This is a genomic window from Demequina lignilytica, from assembly GCF_030418375.1.
Classification (GTDB): domain Bacteria; phylum Actinomycetota; class Actinomycetes; order Actinomycetales; family Demequinaceae; genus Demequina; species Demequina lignilytica.
In genome coordinates this window covers 286,655-304,674 of sequence record NZ_JAUHPZ010000001.1, presented here as the reverse complement: position 1 = coordinate 304,674, position 18,020 = coordinate 286,655, and the positions used below count along the sequence as shown (strand labels likewise).

Annotated in this window: 21 protein-coding genes; 13 read left to right on the top strand and 8 right to left on the bottom strand. The window is 72.9% G+C overall.

All coding sequences use genetic code 11. The features are described 5' to 3' along the window. Positions 1 to 13 precede the first annotated feature (13 nt). Positions 14 to 214, bottom strand: coding sequence for a hypothetical protein (locus tag QQX13_RS01425; protein WP_301152229.1), 201 nt, complete (start codon positions 212 to 214; stop codon positions 14 to 16). Positions 215 to 330: 116 nt separating this feature from the next. Beyond that, positions 331 to 1,290: an EamA family transporter gene (locus QQX13_RS01420; protein ID WP_301152228.1), complete on the bottom strand. Its 960-nt coding sequence runs from the start codon at positions 1,288 to 1,290 to the stop codon at positions 331 to 333. A 78-nt stretch (positions 1,291 to 1,368) separates the two neighbouring features. Between QQX13_RS01420 and QQX13_RS01415 the strand changes: the two genes are divergently transcribed. Together QQX13_RS01415 and QQX13_RS01410 are read left to right on the top strand one after the other, a co-directional pair. Further along, positions 1,369 to 1,710 carry a hypothetical protein gene (locus tag QQX13_RS01415; RefSeq protein WP_301152227.1) on the top strand — a complete coding sequence of 114 codons (342 nt, stop codon included), beginning with the start codon at positions 1,369 to 1,371 and terminating at the stop codon, positions 1,708 to 1,710. Position 1,711: 1 nt separating this feature from the next. Beyond that, a complete protein-coding gene (locus QQX13_RS01410) occupies positions 1,712 to 2,182 on the top strand; it encodes a GNAT family N-acetyltransferase (RefSeq protein WP_301144378.1) in 471 nt (156 codons plus the stop codon). A gap of 4 nt (positions 2,183 to 2,186) precedes the next feature. On the opposite strand, the gene QQX13_RS01405 is transcribed toward QQX13_RS01410, so the two are convergent. Both QQX13_RS01405 and QQX13_RS01400 read right to left on the bottom strand, forming a co-directional pair. After that, positions 2,187 to 3,026: a TspO-related membrane protein gene (locus QQX13_RS01405; protein ID WP_301152226.1), complete on the bottom strand. Its 840-nt coding sequence runs from the start codon at positions 3,024 to 3,026 to the stop codon at positions 2,187 to 2,189. A gap of 123 nt (positions 3,027 to 3,149) precedes the next feature. Further along, positions 3,150 to 3,503 (bottom strand): hypothetical protein, encoded by a 354-nt coding sequence (locus QQX13_RS01400; protein ID WP_301144376.1) that lies wholly within the window; start codon positions 3,501 to 3,503, stop codon positions 3,150 to 3,152. Between the two features lie 220 nt (positions 3,504 to 3,723). On the opposite strand from QQX13_RS01400, the gene QQX13_RS01395 reads away from it, so the two are divergent. The 4 genes from QQX13_RS01395 (at position 3,724) to QQX13_RS01380 (ending at position 8,550) form a co-directional block, all read left to right on the top strand. Continuing rightward, positions 3,724 to 5,820 (top strand): DNA gyrase/topoisomerase IV subunit B, encoded by a 2,097-nt coding sequence (locus QQX13_RS01395; protein ID WP_301144375.1) that lies wholly within the window; start codon positions 3,724 to 3,726, stop codon positions 5,818 to 5,820. Beyond that, complete coding sequence (locus QQX13_RS01390) at positions 5,817 to 6,260, top strand: hypothetical protein (protein ID WP_301152225.1); 444 nt, start codon at positions 5,817 to 5,819, stop codon at positions 6,258 to 6,260. The genes QQX13_RS01395 and QQX13_RS01390 overlap by 4 nt, the downstream gene beginning before the upstream one ends. Before the next feature lie 99 nt (positions 6,261 to 6,359). Further along, positions 6,360 to 7,646: a threonine/serine exporter family protein gene (locus QQX13_RS01385; RefSeq protein WP_301144373.1), complete on the top strand. Its 1,287-nt coding sequence runs from the start codon at positions 6,360 to 6,362 to the stop codon at positions 7,644 to 7,646. Positions 7,647 to 7,722: 76 nt separating this feature from the next. Then, the gene (locus QQX13_RS01380) at positions 7,723 to 8,550 is read left to right on the top strand and encodes a hypothetical protein (RefSeq protein ID WP_301152224.1); all 828 of its coding nucleotides are present in this window, start codon (positions 7,723 to 7,725) and stop codon (positions 8,548 to 8,550) included. A gap of 22 nt (positions 8,551 to 8,572) precedes the next feature. Here QQX13_RS01380 and QQX13_RS01375 read toward each other — a convergent pair whose 3' ends face one another. Continuing rightward, the gene (locus QQX13_RS01375) at positions 8,573 to 11,008 is read right to left on the bottom strand and encodes a DNA gyrase/topoisomerase IV subunit A (protein ID WP_301152223.1); all 2,436 of its coding nucleotides are present in this window, start codon (positions 11,006 to 11,008) and stop codon (positions 8,573 to 8,575) included. A gap of 163 nt (positions 11,009 to 11,171) precedes the next feature. On the opposite strand from QQX13_RS01375, the gene QQX13_RS01370 reads away from it, so the two are divergent. Both QQX13_RS01370 and QQX13_RS01365 read left to right on the top strand, forming a co-directional pair. Further along, on the top strand, positions 11,172 to 11,741 hold the full coding sequence (locus QQX13_RS01370) for a DUF5998 family protein (protein WP_301144370.1): 570 nt from the start codon (positions 11,172 to 11,174) through the stop codon (positions 11,739 to 11,741). Beyond that, a complete protein-coding gene (locus QQX13_RS01365; RefSeq protein ID WP_301152221.1) occupies positions 11,738 to 12,901 on the top strand; it encodes an alkaline phosphatase family protein in 1,164 nt (387 codons plus the stop codon). The genes QQX13_RS01370 and QQX13_RS01365 overlap by 4 nt, the downstream gene beginning before the upstream one ends. A 21-nt stretch (positions 12,902 to 12,922) precedes the next feature. Here the strand turns inward: QQX13_RS01365 and sepH are convergent, their stop codons facing one another. After that, positions 12,923 to 13,966, bottom strand: coding sequence for a septation protein SepH (sepH, locus tag QQX13_RS01360; protein WP_301152220.1), 1,044 nt, complete (start codon positions 13,964 to 13,966; stop codon positions 12,923 to 12,925). 101 nt (positions 13,967 to 14,067) lie between these two features. Between sepH and QQX13_RS01355 the strand changes: the two genes are divergently transcribed. The 5 genes from QQX13_RS01355 (at position 14,068) to QQX13_RS01335 (ending at position 16,718) form a co-directional block, all read left to right on the top strand. After that, positions 14,068 to 14,874 carry an inositol monophosphatase family protein gene (locus QQX13_RS01355; RefSeq protein WP_301144367.1) on the top strand — a complete coding sequence of 269 codons (807 nt, stop codon included), beginning with the start codon at positions 14,068 to 14,070 and terminating at the stop codon, positions 14,872 to 14,874. 157 nt (positions 14,875 to 15,031) lie between these two features. Beyond that, positions 15,032 to 15,331 carry a DUF4193 domain-containing protein gene (locus tag QQX13_RS01350; protein ID WP_301144366.1) on the top strand — a complete coding sequence of 100 codons (300 nt, stop codon included), beginning with the start codon at positions 15,032 to 15,034 and terminating at the stop codon, positions 15,329 to 15,331. A gap of 3 nt (positions 15,332 to 15,334) precedes the next feature. Then, on the top strand, positions 15,335 to 15,778 hold the full coding sequence (gene dut, locus QQX13_RS01345; RefSeq protein WP_301144365.1) for a dUTP diphosphatase: 444 nt from the start codon (positions 15,335 to 15,337) through the stop codon (positions 15,776 to 15,778). Beyond that, positions 15,775 to 16,059, top strand: coding sequence for a single stranded DNA-binding domain-containing protein (locus QQX13_RS01340; RefSeq protein ID WP_301144364.1), 285 nt, complete (start codon positions 15,775 to 15,777; stop codon positions 16,057 to 16,059). Before dut ends, QQX13_RS01340 begins: the two co-directional genes overlap by 4 nt. Next, the gene (locus tag QQX13_RS01335) at positions 16,056 to 16,718 is read left to right on the top strand and encodes a DUF3159 domain-containing protein (protein ID WP_301144363.1); all 663 of its coding nucleotides are present in this window, start codon (positions 16,056 to 16,058) and stop codon (positions 16,716 to 16,718) included. Before QQX13_RS01340 ends, QQX13_RS01335 begins: the two co-directional genes overlap by 4 nt. Here QQX13_RS01335 and QQX13_RS01330 read toward each other — a convergent pair. After that, the gene (locus QQX13_RS01330) at positions 16,636 to 17,322 is read right to left on the bottom strand and encodes a potassium channel family protein (RefSeq protein WP_301144362.1); all 687 of its coding nucleotides are present in this window, start codon (positions 17,320 to 17,322) and stop codon (positions 16,636 to 16,638) included. The two genes, QQX13_RS01335 and QQX13_RS01330, sit on opposite strands and share 83 nt — an antisense overlap. Next, positions 17,319 to 17,984: a potassium channel family protein gene (locus tag QQX13_RS01325; RefSeq protein WP_301152219.1), complete on the bottom strand. Its 666-nt coding sequence runs from the start codon at positions 17,982 to 17,984 to the stop codon at positions 17,319 to 17,321. Before QQX13_RS01325 ends, QQX13_RS01330 begins: the two co-directional genes overlap by 4 nt. Positions 17,985 to 18,020 lie beyond the last annotated feature (36 nt).

The window sequence follows — 18,020 nt, the reverse complement described above, 5'->3', positions numbered from 1 at the left end:
GACGGGAAGGCCGCTACGCGGCGGCGGCACGCCCGCCGTGGTGTGGCAGCACGGCACGGACGGGGTGGGAGAACCACTCACGGAGGGGTCGACGGCGGCTGGGTCGAGGCGCGTCCTCGAGGCGCTCGAGCTGGCGACGCCGCACCTCCGCGGCGGAGTCGAGCGAGGCGGCGCGGGTGGTGATGTACAGGCCGTTGGCGGTCAGGTCGTTCATGATGGCTCCCCCTGTCGGAAGCGGTCGTGCGCCGCTTCATCGACGCCACCTACGCTCCGCCCTAAGGCACCCGTCGCACATCGGGCAGGTGCCCTATCTTCGGGGGCGACCGGGTCCTAGGGGACCTCGGGCGGCACCTCCGGCGTGGGTGTCCGCTCCGTGCGGGCGGTCTGCGCCACCACGATCGCGATCAGCACCACGGCGGCGCCCGCGAGCGGCACCGGGGCGAGGGTCTCGCCCAGCCACAGCCAGGCCACCAGGAAGGCGAACAGCACCTCGGAGCTGGCGATGATCCCCGACGCGGTCGCGCTGATGTGGCGCAGCGAGGTGAGGATCAGCGTGAAGGGCGCGAACCCGCCCAGCACCGCGATCCACAGCAGCGGCACCCACATCGGCACGACCACCGCGGAGAGGGCGCCGTCGAGAGAGACGGAACCGGTGAGCAGCGCGGGCTCGACGCGCCACCACCCCGAGAGCAGGGCCCAGAACGCCGTGGCGAACAGCGACGCCCAGAACGCGATCGCCATGGGAGGCCGGCGCGTCACGCCGCGCTCGCCGGCGAGGAAGTAGAAGGCGTAGCAGACCGCGGCCCCGAGCCCGGCGGCGACGCCGAGCGCGTCGAGGTGGGAGTCCCACACCTGCGCCACCACCGCGAGACCGGCGAGCACGCCGACGATCGCGAGCCACAGGCGGCGGTGCACCCGCTCCCTGAACACCGCGAAGGCGACCACCGCGACCATCACGACGGCGGTGTACTCGAAGAGCAGCGCGACCCCGACCGGGAGCCGCGCGATCGCGACCGAGTACATCCACTGGATCATGGCGAGGCCCGCCACGCCGAGCAGCGCGAGCCGGGCCAGCTCGCCGCGCGTGACGCGGAACTGGGCGCGATCGGTGACCAGCAGCACGCCGCCCGCGATCACGGTGGTGGCGAGCACCCGCATGAAGGTCAGCTGGGGCGGAGTGATCCCGGCCGCCATCACGACCTTCGAGATGGAGCCGTTGATGCCGAACAGCGCTGCCGCGGTGAGCGCGTAGGCGGCACCGAGGCCGGGGGAGCGCAGTCGTGCGGGCACGGCGCAAGCCTAGGGGTCGAGGGCGCCCCGTCCGCGCTAGCATCGTGCCCTGCCAGCCCGCCATCGTGAGGAGCCCCCGTGACCGTCCTGCGCATCGTCCTGCTGATCGTTCACTTCGTCGGCCTCGCGGCGATCCTCGGTCCCTTCCTCGATCAGCTCCGCGCGCGCACCAAGCGCATCACCACCGCGATGGTGTGGGGCGCCCGCGCGCAGATCGTGACGGGCCTCGCCCTCGTCGGCGTCGCCTACGCGTCCGACCACGAGCCCGACCACGTCAAGATCGCGTTCAAGCTGGTCATCGCGCTGGCCGTCGCTGGAGTGGCGGAGGCGACCCGCAAGCGCGCGGAGCCGGGCGCGGCCTACTGGATCGTCGGCGCGCTGACGCTGCTCAACATCGTCGTCGCCGTCGCCTGGCGCTGAGGTGGCCCAGGTCCGTCAGGCGCGCCCGGACGACTCCGCCGAGATCGTCCACCTCGGCGCACTCATGTACAAGGCCGTCGGCGCGCGGCCCACGCCCTCGTGGGCGGCGGAGTCGGCACGGACCGTGAGGGCGCGCCTGGGCACGGACCTGTTCGGCGTGGTGATCGATGCGGAGGAGGGCGGCCTCGCGGCCTGCGGCCTCGTGAACGTCGCGCCGCGCCTCGCGCGCCCCGGCGCCCAGGCGGAACGGATGGGCTACATCCAGTGGGTCTCCACCGCGCCTCAGCATCAGCGCCGCGGCTACGCGCGTGCGGTGATGGAGGCGCTGCTGGACCTGACCGATGCGATGGGCATCGAGGTGGTGGAGCTCCACGCGAGCCCCGCGGGACTGCACCTCTACCAGGATCTCGGCTTCTTCATCAAGCACGACAACGTCGCGATGACGGCGCAGCGGCTCCGTCCCCGACTCTGACGCGTCAGGCTCGGCGGCGCGCCCGGAACGCCGCGACGGCCGTGGCGATGGCCACGGCCAGCAGGACGATGCCCGCGGCGCCGAGCGCGGCCCACCCGACGATGGCGTCGGCGGGCTCGCCCCGGAGACGGCCGTCGCCGATCCACGCCAGGCCCCAGGCCGCCGCGCCGGCGACCGCCCAGGCGAGGACCGGCGCGGTCGCGAGGTCGCGCACCATCGCGATCACGAGCAGGGCGACCGCGGCGACCACGGCGGTCGCGAGGTAGGTGCCGTCCTCGGGCGCCGCGCCGAGCTGGACGGCGCCGGCGGTGGTCAGGTTCGCGACCGTCGCCACGGACGCCCACCCGAGGTAGAGGCCCGTGGGCACGTCGACGGCCACGGCGTCGATCCACCCGCGCGGCGCAGGGCGGGTGAGGCGCACCGCCGCCCACGACAGCGTCGCGACGATCGCGACGAGCACGCCGACAGACGCCCACAGGAGGCCGGCTTGGACGACCGCGATCCACGCGGCGTTCAGGAGCATCGCCGCGAGCAGGTGCCACGCGACCGCGCGCACCCGGGGGAGGGCGGCGGTCGCGGGGAGCGCCTGGACGACGGCGAACACCGCCAGGCCCAGATAGATCGGGGACCAGATCCCGAACGCGGGGGTCGCGGGCGCGAGCAGGGTGGCGTCCGCCGCGAGGGCGCCGTCCGCGGCCTCCTCGATGGGAGTGCCGCCGAAGGCGCCTGCGCCCCACGCCGCTCCCACGATGGCGACCAGGGCGCCCGCGGCGACCACCAGTCGCGGGGCGAGCGCGGGCGCGCTCCGTTCGATGTCGAGCTCGGCGGTGGTGGACTGCGTCATCGGGGCCTCCTCATCGGGATGAACGTGACCGCACCGGTGCTTCTTCCCGGTGGACGGGACGGGCCCCCGGCCGCCGCATCGAGGGGGAGGTGCGGCGGCCCGGGGCCCGGTGGAGGAGGGAGATCAGCTGGCGGCGGCGGCGAGGCGCACGAAGGGCACCGGGTCGTCGGCGAGCGCCTCCAGCGCCTGTGCGGGAGCCGACGGGTTCGCGGCGACCGCGAGCCGCACGTCGGCGTGCGTGTCGTACGCGAGGTCGATCAGGACGGTGCCCGGGGCCGCGGGATTCGCGGCGACGGCGCCACGGACGGAGTCCGCGATGTCGAGGGCCAGCGAGACCAGCGTCGCCGCCTCGGCCGCCGGATGGGCGGCGGCGAGGAGCCGCTCCGCCCGCAGCGGCGAGGTCGCGAGGCGGTGCAGCTCGCGCGTGTCGTTCACGGGGGCGGAGAGTCCGGTGCTTGCCGTGGCGATGGCGGTCATGTTGGCTCCTCTTGGTCTGCGAGGGTGTGGACACCTCGCGCTTTACGGGACCTTTACTGTTTCAGGACTATTCCTACACCCGGTCGCGAGGATGTGCAAGGCCGGAGCGCCGGCAGGTGGCCTGTCGAGAGATCGACGGCGCGTGCGGGGTGGCGCCGCCCGGCGACCCGCGTCGGCGAGGCTGGGCCCGGATGTCGGCGCCCGCGACTAAACTTTCGGCGTGGCGAACGACTATTCAGCGCGGCATCTGTCCGTCCTCGAGGGGCTCGAGGCGGTGCGCAAGCGCCCGGGCATGTACATCGGCACCACGGACTCCCGTGGCCTCATGCACTGCCTGTGGGAGATCATCGACAACTCGGTCGACGAGGCGCTCGGCGGCTTCGGCGACCGCATCGAGATCGTGCTGCACGGCGACGACTCTGTCGAGGTCCGGGACTCCGGCCGCGGGATCCCCGTGGACGTCGAGCCCAAGACGGGGCTCACCGGTGTCGAGGTCGTCATGACCAAGCTCCACGCGGGAGGCAAGTTCGGCGGCGGGTCTTACGCGGCGTCCGGCGGCCTCCACGGCGTCGGCGCGTCGGTCGTCAACGCGCTCAGCGAGCGGCTCGACGTGTGGGTCGACCGTGGCGGCAAGACCCATCACATGGCCTTCCGACGGGGAGAGCCCGGCTACTTCAAGGATCCGGCCGCCGGCCCCGCGCCCGAGAGCACCTTCGAGCCCTTCGTCACGGGCTCCGAGCTCGCCGTGGTCGGCAAGGTCGCCAAGGCGCGCACGGGCACGCGCATCCGCTACTGGGCGGATCGGCAGATCTTCAACAAGGGCGCGTCCTTCAGCTACGACGACCTGCTGGTGCGCGCCCGCCAGACCGCGTTCCTGGTCCCGGGGCTCGAGCTCGTGATCCGCGACGAGCGCGACCCGCTCACCCCGCACGAGGAGTCGTTCCGATACGAGGGCGGCGCGAAGGACTTCGTCGAGTTCATCGCGACGGACACGGCGATCACCGACACCCTTGAGCTCACCGGCTCCGGGACGTACAGCGAGACCGTCCCGGTCCTGAAGCCCAACGGGCACCTGGTGTCCGAAGAGGTCGAGCGCGAGTGCCAGGTCGACGTCGCGCTCCGCTGGGGCACCGGGTACGAGACGGACACGCGGTCGTTCGTGAACATCATCGCGACGCCCAAGGGCGGCACCCACCTCGCCGGCTTCGAGCAGGGGATCGTGAAGGTGCTGCGCGCCCAGATCCAGGCGAACGCGCGGCGGCTCAAGCTGACCGGCAAGGACGGCGCGGAGCGCATCGAGAAGGACGACATCATGGCCGGACTGACCGCCGTGGTGACGGTCAGGATCCCGGAGCCGCAGTTCGAGGGCCAGACCAAGGAGGTGCTCGGCACGGGCCCCGTGCGCGGGATCGTCGCCAAGGTGATCGAGCAGGAGCTGACCGCGATCCTCACGTCGACCAAGCGGGACGCGAAGCTCCAGGCCAACACCGTGCTCGAGAAGGTGGTCGCGGAGATGCGGGCGCGCGTCGCCGCGCGCAAGCAGAAGGAGATCTCGCGGCGCAAGAACGCGCTCGAGACGTCATCCCTGCCGTCGAAGCTCGCGGACTGCCGGAGCAACGACGTTGAGCAGTCCGAGCTCTTCATCGTCGAGGGCGACTCCGCGCTGGGCACCGCCAAGCTCGCGCGTCGCTCCGACTTTCAGGCCCTGCTGCCGATCCGCGGCAAGATCCTCAACGTGCAGAAGGCCTCGGTCACGGACATGCTGCACAACGCCGAGTGCGCCTCGATCATCCAGGTGGTCGGGGCGGGGTCCGGACGCACGTTCGACCTCGAGCAGGCCCGCTACGGCAAGATCATCCTCATGACCGACGCCGACGTCGACGGCGCGCACATCCGCACGCTGCTCCTGACGCTCTTCTTCCGCTACATGAGGCCGCTCGTCGACGCCGGCCGGGTGTTCGCCGCGGTGCCGCCGCTGCACCGGGTCGAGGTCTCGGGCTCCGCGCGACGGGAGAAGGAGTACATCTACACGTACTCGGAGAAGGAGCTTCAGGAGACGCTCCGCGACCTCAAGCGCGCCGGTCGCCGCTACAAGGAGGACATCCAGCGCTACAAGGGACTGGGAGAGATGGACGCCGATCAGCTGGCCGAGACCACCATGGACCCGGAGCGCCGCACGCTCCGCCGCGTCACGAGCGCCGACGCGGCGGCCGCGGAGCGCGTGTTCGAGCTGCTCATGGGCAACGACGTGGGGCCACGCCGCGACTTCATCATCGCGGGCGCCGCGAGCCTCGACCACTCGAGGATCGACGCATGAGCGGCGGGGTCTGGCCCGAGGGGACGCACGAGTCCCGCACGTGCTCCGTGCACCCGTTCGGCTACCACCGCAGCAAGCGCGTCAACGACGCGCCGTCCCGCACGGTCTTCCGTGACGTGCGCTGGGGCGGGCTTCCGCGGCGCTGCGAGTGGCTCGAGCACGAGCTCGACGTGTCCGGACGCGAGCCCGACTTCATCGACGAGCTCTGGATCCGCGAGCGCTCAGGACGAGGGCACGGGCTCGCCGTCATCGGGGTCACCCTCACCGCCGCAGTGCTGGTGTCGTTGATCCTCGCGGGCACCACGACTGTCGCGGCCGTGATCACGGTCGTGATCGGCGGTGCGCTGGTCCTGGGGCTCGACCGCGGTGACGCGGCCCTCCACCACGAGCGGCTGCGACGCATCCGCGACTGGCACAAGCGCGTCGGCTCGCCGCGATAGTCGGACCCTGGGGGCGCCCGTTGTTGGCATGATGGGAGTCCCCGGGCCATCAGGGCGGCGCCGCGCGCGTCGGCAGGCACACGACACGAGGCGGGACGCATGGCGGAGGCCTACATCCAGGCGGGCGACCACGAGGACGCCCTCGAGCCCGTCGGCCTGATCCGGCAGTCGGGCGCGATCCTGCGGGTCGGGCGCATGATGCTCGCCGCGGGCACTGCGAGCTACCGCGTCAAGCAGGCGATGCAGGCGGTGGCGCACGCGCTGGGCGTGGACCACCACGCGGCGCACGTCACGCTCACCGAGATCACGGCGACCACGCACCGCGGACCCATCTTCCGCACCGAGGTCACCGAGATCCGCAGCCTCGGGGTCAACGCGGACCGCATCGCGATGCTCGACCGGTTCCGGCGCGACGTCCCCGAGCGCACCTCGGTCGCGGAGGTCTCCGCGGCGCTCGACCGGATCGAGAAGGCGCCCGCCCGGCACCACCCGGTCATGAACGCGATCTACGCGGGCGGCGCGTGCGCCGGCTTCGCCGTGCTCAACAACGCCCGCCCCCTCGAGGTGATCGCGGTGCTCATCGCCGCGTCGCTCGGCCAGTTCGTGCGTCGCGCCTTCCACCACCGCGGCTTCAACCCCTTCGGCACCACCATGCTCGCGGCGGCGATCGCGTGCGGCGCGTACCTGGGCTCGGTCGCCGTCTACGCGCTCTTCGGCGCCGCGACCGACGTGCACGCCTCGGGCTACATCGCGTGCGTCCTGTTCCTGCTCCCCGGGTTCCCGCTGATCACGGGGGCGCTCGACCTCGCCAAGCTCGACTTCTCCGCGGGGATCTCCCGCATCGTCTTCGGATCGATGATGACGCTCGGCGCGGCGCTCAGCGTGTGGGCGCTCACCCTGCTGGGCGGGCTCGACACCTCCGTGCGCGAGCCCATGGAGATGACCGCGGCCACGCACGTGGTCGTCACCGCACTCGCCAGCCTGATCGGCGTGCTGGGCTTCGCGCTGATGTTCAACTCGCCATGGCGCATGGCCTTGTTCGCCGCGGCGATCGGCATGGTCGCGAACACCATCCGCAAGGCGATGATCGAGGACGGCATGATGATCCAGATGGCGACGGTGATCGCCTGCGTGATCGTGGGCGTGCTCGCGGCCCTCGCCGCGGATCTCGCCCGTTCGCCGATCATCACGCTGCAGGTGCCGGCGGTGCTCGTCATGATCCCCGGGGTGCTGGCGTTCCAGTCGGTGGTGAGCCTCAACGAGGGTCGCTACTCCGACACGATCGGCGCCATCCTGGAGGTGCTGCTGGTGGTCCTGTCGATCATGGTGGGCCTGGTGATCGGCAAGCTGCTGACGGACCGTCATTGGTCGTTCGAGGGTCACTGACGATGAGGGCGCGCCGACGGCGCGCGAGGACCTGGGGGAGCACGATGCGGGGGTCACGCCCCGGTGAGGGGCTGAGATGGACAGGGTGATCGAGAGGACCCGGCGCATCGCCGTGCTCGACGGCCATCGCCTGAGCGACCGCGCGGTCGACAGGCTCGCGATGGCCGCCGCGTCGCTGGTGCTGTTCTCGACGGACGCGCTGTTCGACGCCACGGACAGGTTCCGCGCACTCCGCCCCGACATCGAGGTCCTCGACGGCGGGCTCCTCAAGGGCGGCGGGGTCCGGGAGGCGATCGTCGCCGAGGCGGAGGCCGGATGCGTGCTGCTCGCGGTGGCCGAGCCGATCCAGCGTCGCCGCTTCCTGCACCAGGCGGTCAACGGTGCCATCGACGCGGGGGAGCGCGGTCATCCCACCGTCGCGGTGCTCATCATGCGTCCCCGCGAGGTGCCCGGCGACGTGGCCGTGTTCTCCAACACGGGCGAGGCCTCGGGGTACGGGCTCGCGTTCGCCCTCGAGATCGCGATGCGGCGCGGTGTCGACGTGGCGCGCATCCTGCCCACCAAGGGCCTGTACGTGCGTCGCACCGCGGAGGTCGGCCACAAGGCGGACGTCGAGGCGGGCGGCTACGGGGTGAAGGTGCGGTACCGCAAGGTCGCGCGCCCCCTCGAGACGGTGCTGCGGGGCCAGTACACCCTGGCGGTCCACTCCGTGCTCGACGTGATCGGGCGCCGCTCCACGCGCGCCGAGCCGGGCGCGCCGGCGCGGCTCCAGCACGATGCCAACGTCGACGCCGTGCTGTGGCTGCTGCGCTTCTTCCGCGGCGACGTCCTCCTCGTGGGCGACACCGTCCGGCTGCGCCAGCCGCGCGAGCGCGACGCGGTGGTCGTAGAGCCGACCGTCTAGGGTCCAGCGATCGCCGACGCGGTCAGCCGACGCCGCCCACGGGCGCCGGCATGCCGACGCCCGACCCGTCGCGTCGGCCGGGCTCGCCGGGCAGGTCGAGAGGCTGGCCCGCGCCGGAGCACGCGCGCGGCGGGGCCGCGCCCGCCCACGCGAGCAGCAGCGCGTCCTCACCCTTGAGGAAGCGGTGCGACCGGACCCCGCCGGTGGCCCGCCCCTTCCCGGGGAACTCCGCCAGCGGCGTCCACTTGGCGGAGCCCGCCGCCGTGCCGGGGAGCGCGTCGGACGGTCCCGCGATCGTCACCACGGCGGCCTCGGTGCCCGCGGCGATCGTGCCGAAGAACACGGCCGAGGCGCCGGCGGCCAGCTTGATGCCCGCCATGCCGCCGCCCGCGCGGCCTTGCGGCCTGACGTTCGCCGCGTCGAAGTGCAGCAGGCTCGCGTCCGACGCGATGAAGAGCAGCTCGTCGCCGTCGGCCGCGGCGCCGGCCCCGATCACGACGTCACCGTCGGCGAGCGCGATCGCCTCCCAGGCGTCCTTCGTCGGGACGTCGTCCGCCTTGACACGCTTGACGATGCCGCGGGCCGTGCCGAGCGCGAGCGGGGCGGTCCCGTCGAGAGGGACCAGGGCGAGCGCCTCCTCGCCGCGCTCCAGCACGACGAGCTCGCCGATCGGGGTGCCGCCCCCGAGCGACGGCGGCTCGCTGGTCGGGGCGAGCGCGGGGACGTCGAGCAGCGACAGCCGGACGATGCGACCCGTCGTCGTGACGACGCCGACATCCGCGCGTGCCGTGGCGTGCACGGTCGATCGCAGCGCGTCGTGCGGGGAGCGCCGGCCGTCGCGCGCGGGGGGCTCGTCGGCCGACGTACGGGCGATCAGCCCGGTGGTCGACAGCAGGGCGTAGCACGGCGAGTCCTCGATCTCCATCGCCATCGCGGGCGCCTTGGCGCGGCTCGCGCCGGTCGCCGCCGCGGGTGCGAGGGCGCCGCCGTCGGCGAGCAGGATGGTGCGACGCGGGGTGCCGTGCTCGGCGGCCGCGGCGTCCATCTCGCGGCCCACCACGGACCGGAGCACGGACTCGGAGCCGAGGATTTCCTCGAGCTCGGCGATCTCGGCGAGCAGCTGCGACTTCTCGTTCTCGAGCTCGAGGCGCGAGAACTTGGTGAGGCGGCGCAGGCGCAGCTCGAGGATGTACTCGGCCTGGATCTCCGACAGGTCGAAGGCGGTGCGCAGCCGCTCCTTGGCGACCGCCGCATCGTCCGCCGCCCGGATGATCTGGATGACCTCGTCGATGTCGAGGATCGCGATGAGCAGGCCGTCGACCAGGTGGAGCCGGTCGCGACGGGCGGCGAGGCGGTGGCGCGAGCGACGTCGCACCACCTCGACGCGATGCCCGACCCACACCGACAGGAGCTCCTTGAGCCCGAGGGTCCGGGGCTCGCCGTCGACGAGCGCCACGTTGTTGATCGAGAACGACTCCTCGAGCGGCGTGTACCGGTAGAGCTTCTCGAGGACGGCCTCGGGGTTGAAGCCGTTCTTGACCTCGATGACCAGCCGCAGCCCGTGATGGCGATCCGTGAGGTCCGTGACGGCGGAGATGCCCTCGAGCTTCTTGGACGAGACGCCGTCCTTGATCTTCTCGATGACCTTCTCGGGGCCCACCAGGTAGGGGAGCTCGGTCACGACGATGCCCTGACGGCGCGCCGTGACCTTCTCGATCCGCGTGGTGGCGCGGGTGATGAAGCGACCGCGCCCCGACTCGTACGCCTCGCGCACCCCCTCGAGGCCCACGATCTTGCCGCCGGTCGGCAGGTCGGGCCCGGGTACGAACCGCATGAGCTCGTCGAGCTCGGCGCGCGGGTTGTCGAGCAGGTGGCGGGCCGCGGCCACCACCTCGATCAGGTTGTGCGGCGCCATGTTGGTCGCCATGCCGACGGCGATGCCGGCGGCGCCGTTGACCAGCAGGTTCGGGATCGCCGCGGGCAGCACGGCCGGCTGCGTGAGCTTGTTGTCGTAGTTGGGGACGAAGTCGACGACGTCCTCGCCCAGGTCCGCCGTCATCGCGAGCGCGGCGGGTGCGAGCCGGCACTCCGTGTATCGGGACGCCGCCGGGCCGTCGTCGAGCGAGCCGAAGTTGCCGTGGCCGTCGACCAGCGGGAGCCGCAGGGAGAAGGACTGCGCCATGCGCACCAGCGCGTCGTAGATCGCTGAGTCGCCGTGCGGATGCAGCTTTCCCATCACCTCGCCGACGACGCGCGCCGACTTCACGTAGCCGCGCTCGGGTCGCAGGCCCATGTCCTGCATCATGTAGACGATGCGGCGCTGCACGGGCTTGAGGCCGTCGCGGGCGTCGGGCAGCGCCCGGGAGTAGATGACCGAGTAGGCGTACTCGAGGAACGAGGCCTCCATCTCCGCGCTCACGTCGATGTCGACGATCTGCGCGTCGGCCGCGTGGGTCATCTGACGCCTCTTCTCTCTCCGGCGCCGCGGTGTCCCGCGGCGATGCTCAGCCCGTATTGTCTCGCGGCGGTCGGACACCCGCCGCTCGCCACGCGGGGCCCGGTCCGACCGCCCCGCGGGGGACAGCCGGGCGACAGCCCACGAAGGTGAGACAATAGCCGCCATGGCTCACACGCTCGACCAGGCCGTCCGGACGGCCGGCTACTACCCGGCCCTCGCCACCACCGTGCTGCGCTCCGCGATCGGCGCCGAGAACGTGCGCGGGCACTTCGTGCACGCCGAGACCACGTTCGACGACCGCGAGGTCCGGCGTCACATGACCGCGCTGGTCATCACCGAGACCCGGCTGCTGCGTCTCCACATGGACGACGGTGCCGGTCTCGGGGGCCAGGAGAGCGGACGCGAGGCCTCCGCCACGGTCGAGACCACCGCGCTGACCGCGATCCGGAACACGGCGATGACCCACGTGATCCACGACCCCGAGGCGTTCACCGAGGGCGACCTCCCGAACGAGCTCGTGCTCGCGGTCGGCGGCTCCGTCCACTCCCGGCTCGACCTCGAGCCCGCCACCTGCGGCGACCAGAGCTGCGAGGCCGACCACGGCTACACCGGGACCCTGACGTCGGACGACATCCTCGTGCGCGTCAGCGTGATCGCCGACGGCGAGGACACGGTGCGCGCGCTCCAGGACTTCTCCTCGGTGCTGCAGGGGGCGATCGGGGCGCGCTTGTGACGCTCGACAGGCTCGCCGCGGCGGGCCTGTCGCTCCCCGACCTGGGTGGACGGGAGCTCGGCGCCGTGCTCCCCGCCGCGCTGGCGGCGCTCGGTGCGCCCGGCATCGTCCCCGGACGCGACGCCGAGGCCGACCGGGCGCGCCTGGGCGTCCCGCACGCAGACCACGTCGTGGTCGTGCTGCTCGACGGACTGGGCCATCATCAGCTCGACGCGCGCCGCGGACACGCCCCCTTCCTGAGGACAACGGAGTCGGGCGTCATCTCCGCCGGGTTCCCCACCACCACGGCGACGTCGCTCGCGATGTTCGGGACCGGACGCGCCGCCGGCGCCACCGGCATGACCGGCTACACGGCTCATAACCCCGCCACCGGGGCCGCCGCGAACCTGGTCTCGTGGGACGGCGCGGGGGACCCGGAGACGTGGCAGCGCGAGCCGTCCCTGCTGCGGCTCGCAGCGGACGCGGACATCACGGTGACCACGCTCGGCAAGCGCAGGTTCGCGGGCTCCGGCCTCACGCGCGCCGCGTTGTCGGGAGGCGAGTTCGTGGGCGCCGATCCGCTCGCGCAACGCGTGGACGAGGCGATCGCGCGCGCCCGGCGCCCGGGCCTGACCTACCTCTACTGGGGCGAGATCGACGCCGCCGGTCACCAGCACGGCTGGCAGTCGGATCCCTGGGTCGCGGCCCTCGAGGAGGCGGACCAGGAGCTGCGGCGCCTGCGCGCGCGGCTGCCGAGGCGCGCCGCGATGGTCGTGACGGCGGATCACGGCATGGTGGACGTCACGGGAGCCCCGCGGTGGGACCTCGGGAACGAGCCCGCGCTCGCCCGCGGCATCCGCCTGGTGGCGGGGGAGCCGCGCGCCCTCCACCTGCACCTCGAGGACGCGGGCGCGGCCGATGCGGTGGCGGCCCGATGGTCCGACGTGCTGGACGGTCACGGCGTGCCGATGACGCGGGACCAGGCGGTCGGGGCGGGGCTCTTCGGCGCCGTGGCGCCCCATGTCGAGCCCAGGATCGGCGACGTGGTGGTCGCCATGGCGGGACGCGCCACCGTGGTGGACTCGCGCACCCAGAGCGCGCAGGCGCTCGGACTCATCGGTGTCCACGGCTCGCTCACCGAGGACGAGCTGCGGGTCCCCCTGCTGGTCGCCCACGGCTGAGGCCGGGGCTGCGTCTCCTGGTCAGCCCTGGTCGTTCTTCGCGCCGAACACGATCTCGTCCCAGCTGGGCACGGAGGCGCGTCCACGCTTCGCGGCCGTGCGGCGCTCGGACGGCTCCGCGGGCTTGGCGGGCGCAGGTGCGGGTGCGGCGGTCTCGGCGGCCTGCTCGCGTGCCTTCCCGGCGGGGTGGCGGAAGCCGGTCTCCGCCTGACGCGCTCGCGCGGGGCCGAAGCCCTCGAACACCTCGTCGTCCTCGTCGGTATCGGGGTCGTCCACCGTCTCACGGGTGCCGCGGCGGAGATCGAGGTCCTCGAGCAGCAGCTCGGTGGGGTTGTCGACGGGCGAGGCGGGCGGCGTCGCCGGCGCGAGCTCGACCACCGGGACGGCGTCGGTCGTGGGCGCGGGCGGGCGGCTCTCCTGCAGAGGCGCCGCGGTCTCCGCGGCCTCGCGGACCGCCGAGAGGTGGCGGCGCGGGATCGGCACGTCGAGCAGCTCGGTCTCCGAGAGCCAGCGCGCCTCCTCGTCCTCCGCCGTGACCGTCCTCGCGGCGTGGTCGAACACCCACTGGGCTCGCACCGATCGTCCGGACACGCGGTAGTCGGCGGCGACCCGCCACGGCTCGTCGACCTCCCGCCAGGCATCCCAGACCACGGACTCCGGGTCGACGCCACGGGCGGCGAGGCGGTCGGTCACCAGCTCGCCGAGCTGGGGAGCGGACGGATCGCGGCCGATCCGCGTCTCCTGCGCGAGATCCGCGATGTAGCGCCGCTCCGCCACCACGGGTCCCTCGTACTTCTCGACGGAGGCCATCGCGATGCCGGTGAGCTCGCACAGCTCGGCGGCGGTGAGGCCGCCGCGGATGCGCTGCTGGATCTCCCTCGGGCTCAGCGTCGGAGCCTCGTCCACCTGCTCGGCCGGCGGCCGGGAGGATGCCGCCGGACGCGTGTAGCGGACGGCGTGGCGCAGCTCGTCGGTCAGCGGCAGCTCGAATCGGTCGCCCGACTCGGTCTCCACCACCAGGTGGAGGCCGTCCTCCGACGGGCCGACGAGTGAGAGGCTGGTCATGCCCACAGGGTGCCACGCGCCCGCCCGCCCCGCTGGGTGCGACACCCCGAGCGCGCGCAACCGGGTCCGAGGCCCGCCGAGGCCCTGCCTACGATGAAGGCATGACCACGCCGCTCGAGCTGATGGACGTCGCCCGCACCCTCGCGCTGGAGGCGCAGCGGCTGGTCGCCGCCGGACGCCGCGAGGCCGAGGTCCAGCACACCAAGTCGTCCGACGTCGACATCGTCACGCAGATGGACATCGCCGCCGAGCGGCTGCTGCGTCAGCGCCTCGCCGAGCTCCGCCCCGATGACGGCGTGCTGGGGGAGGAGGGCGACGACGTGGCGAGCCGCTCCGGCATCACCTGGGTGGTCGACCCGATCGACGGCACCGTCAACTACCTCTACGGGATCCCGCACTGGTCGGTCTCGGTCGCCGCTGTCAGCGGTCCCCCCGAGCCTCGCGCGTGGACGCTCGAGGCGGGCGCGGTGGCGGACGCGGGCGGCAGCGTGTGGTCCGCCGCCCGGGGCGAGGGCGCGTGGCGCGACGGTCGCAGGCTCCGCCGTGAGGGGACCCCGGCGCTGGGCGCGTCGCTGGTCGCGACCGGCTTCCAGTACACGGCCGACAAGCGCGCGGCGCAGGGGCGGCTGGTCGCGCAGCTGCTGCCGCAGATCCGCGACATCAGGCGGCTCGGCTCGGCCTCGATCGACCTGTGCCACGTCGCCGCGGGTCTGGTCGACGCGTACTACGAGCACGGGCTGCACCCGTGGGACTTCGCGGCCGGCGCGCTGATCGCCGCGGAGGCGGGCCTGCGCGTGGCGGGACTCGACGGCGCCGCCCCCGACGACAGCCTCCTGGTGGCGGCCGCGCCAGGCGCCTGGGACGCGCTGCACGACGCGCTGATCGCGGCCGGCGCGCGCACCATCTGACGTCCGCGGCGGGGGTCGGTCCGGCCGGGAGAGCGCGTTCAGCGCGCACGAGTCGCATTCTGCCGCGCGATGGGGCACAATGCTCCCGCCTATGGGGAACAAAAGTGCCCCACCCGGCATTGGACAGCCACAGGCACCCTGGAAGGAAGCAGCCCGCATGGCAACGGATTACGACGCCCCGCGCAAGACCGACGACGAGATCTCGGCGGACTCGATCGAGGAGCTGAAGGCTCGGCGCGCCGACAAGACGTCCGGCGTGGTCGACGAGGACGAGGCCGAGGCGGCCGAGGGCTTCGAGCTGCCGGGCGCTGACCTCTCGGGCGAGGAGCTCTCAGTCCGGGTGCTGCCCCCTCAGCAGGACGAGTTCACCTGCATGTCGTGCTTCCTGGTGCATCACCGCAGCCAGCTCGCCACCTTCAAGGGCGACCAGCCGATCTGCTCGGAGTGCGCGGCCTGATCCATGGCTGACGTCGAGGTGCTGGTCGCCGTCACGGACCCCGAGGTCCCGCTGCCGCGGTACTCCCATCCGGGAGACGCCGGCGCGGACATCACGACACGCGAGGACGTCACGCTGGCCCCGGGGGAGCGGCGCACCGTTCCGACCGGCCTGCGGATCGCCCTGCCGCAGGGCTACGCGGCGTTCGTGCACCCGCGCTCGGGCCTCGCGGCGCGGCACGGCGTGACGGTGGTCAACGCTCCAGGCACGGTCGACGCGGGATACCGCGGAGAGATCGCCGTGACGCTGCTGAACACCGATCCGGCCGCGAGCGTCACGCTCGCCAAGGGCGACCGGATCGCCCAGCTGGTCATCCAGCGCGTCGAGGCGGCCGACTTCGTCCCCGTCGCCGACCTGCCCGGGTCGCACCGGGGCGAGGGCGGCTTCGGCTCCACGGGGGCCTCGTGACCCAGCGCGACGTCCAGGACATCGGGACCGTCGAGCCCCGCGCCGTCGCGCGCGTGGTCGGCCGCGTGGTGGCGGTGCAGGTCGAGCCCTCCGACGCCCCGCCGGCCTTCACGGTCCGGCTCGAGGACCGCACCGGGCGCCTCGAGGCGGTCTTCATGGGGCGCCGCGAGGTCCCGGGCATCACCCCGGGCATCACGCTCGAGGTCGAGGGCTGCGTGTGCGCGACCGAGTCGCTCCCACGCCTGTACAACCCCCGCTACGAGCTGGCCGCGTCCGCGTGAAGGCCGACGACTCCGCGGCGGGCCGCCTCCTCGGAGGCGACAGCTTCTCCATGCATGAGGCCATCGGCGGATGGCGCGGCTTCATCGAGTCGTCCGCCCCCGGCATCGCCTTCGTGGCCGCCTACGTGATCGTGGGGGGATTCCGGGTGCCCGTGATCGCGGCGGTGGCAGTGATGGCCGTGCTCGTCGTCGCGCGGGTGATCCAGCGGACCCCTCCGACCCAGGCCCTGTCGGGCGCCATCGGCGTCGCCATCGGCGCGATCTGGGCCTGGCGCTCGGGCGACGCGTCCGGGTACTTCGTGCCGGGGCTGTGGCTGAACGCCGCCTACCTCGCCGGCATCCTGCTGAGCATGGCCGTCGGCTGGCCGGTCGTCGGCATCGTCATGGGCCTGCTGCGCGGCGAGGGGACGCGCTGGCGCGCCAACCCCGCGGAGCGACGCCGCTTCCAGCTCGCCTCGGCGGTGCTCGCCGCGATGTTCGCCCTGCGTCTCGCGGTGCAGGTGCCCCTGCTGCTGGCCGATCAGACCGCGGTGCTGGGCACCGTGAAGCTCGCGATGGGCGTCCCGCTGTTCGCCCTCACGCTGTGGGGCGTGTGGCTGCTGGCCCGCGACGCAGGACCTGCTCCAGCGACTCAGGATCCGCCTCCGACGACACGATGAACATCAGCTCGTCGTGAGCCTCGAGCGTGTCGTCCGGCTCGGGCGCGATGGTGCGGTCGCCCCGCACGATGCACGAGAGCACGATGTCGACGGGCCACTGGATGTCGCGCAGCGGCACCCCGACCACGGGCGACCCGACCGGGAGCGTCACCTCGACCATCGAGGCTCCGGACTGCCGGAAGGTGAACACGCGCACGAGGTCGCCGACAGCGACGGCCTCCTCGACCATCGCCGTCATGATGCGCGGCGTCGAGACCGCGACGTCGACGCCCCATTGGGCGTCGTACATCCACTCGTTGCGAGGGTTGTTCACCCGGGCGACCGTCCGCGGGACGCCGAACTCGGTCTTCGCGAGGAAGGACACCACGAGGTTCGCCTTGTCGTCCCCGGTCGCCGCGACGACCACGTCCATCTGCTCGACGCCGGCGTCGCGGAGCGCGGACATCTCGCACACGTCGGCGAGCATCCACTCGGCCTCGGCGACCTGGGCGACGCGCATCGCCGCGGGGCTGCTGTCGACCAGGAGCACCTCGTGACCGTGCTCGAGAAGGTCGCGGGCGATCGAGCGGCCCACCGACCCCGCGCCTGCGATCAGCACCTTCATCGCTTCACCTCCGGCGCCTGGCCGGTGACCCGGACCGGGTCGATCCCGTCGCGCGGCGCGAGCACGAAGTACGCCTCGTCGCCCTCCTGCACCACCGTCCCCGCGCCCGGCAGCATCGCCTCGCCGAACCGCAGCAGGTAGGCCAGGCGCGCATGGGCGCGCTCCTGCACCTCGGTGTACGGGCGTCCCACCCAGCCCTCGTGCAGCTGCAGGCGTCGCAGCGACACGCCGGCGGACGGGTCCGCGTACAGGTCCTCGGTGCCGCCGGGCAGCAGGCGGGACACGATCTGCTCGGCGGTCCACGGCACCGGAGCGACCGTCGGGATGCCGAGCCTGCGGTACACCTCCGCGCGGCCCGAGTCGGCGATGCGGGCGACCACGTTGTCGACGCCGTACGTCTCCCTGACCACGCGCGCGGCGAGGATGTTGGAGTTGTCGCCGTCCGAGACGGCCGCGAACCCGTAGGCGTCCTCGACGCCCGCGGAGACCAGCGTGTCGCGGTCGAAGCCGATGCCCGTGATGCGCTGACCCTTGAACGTCGACGGCAGCCGCCGGAAGGCGTCGCCGGACTGGTCGATGACCGCGACGGTGTGGCCACGAGCCTCGAACTCCGTCGCGAGCGTGGCGCCCGTGCGGCCGCAGCCCATGATCACGATGTGCACGGCAACCCACCGTATACCCGTTGAGCCTAGGATGGT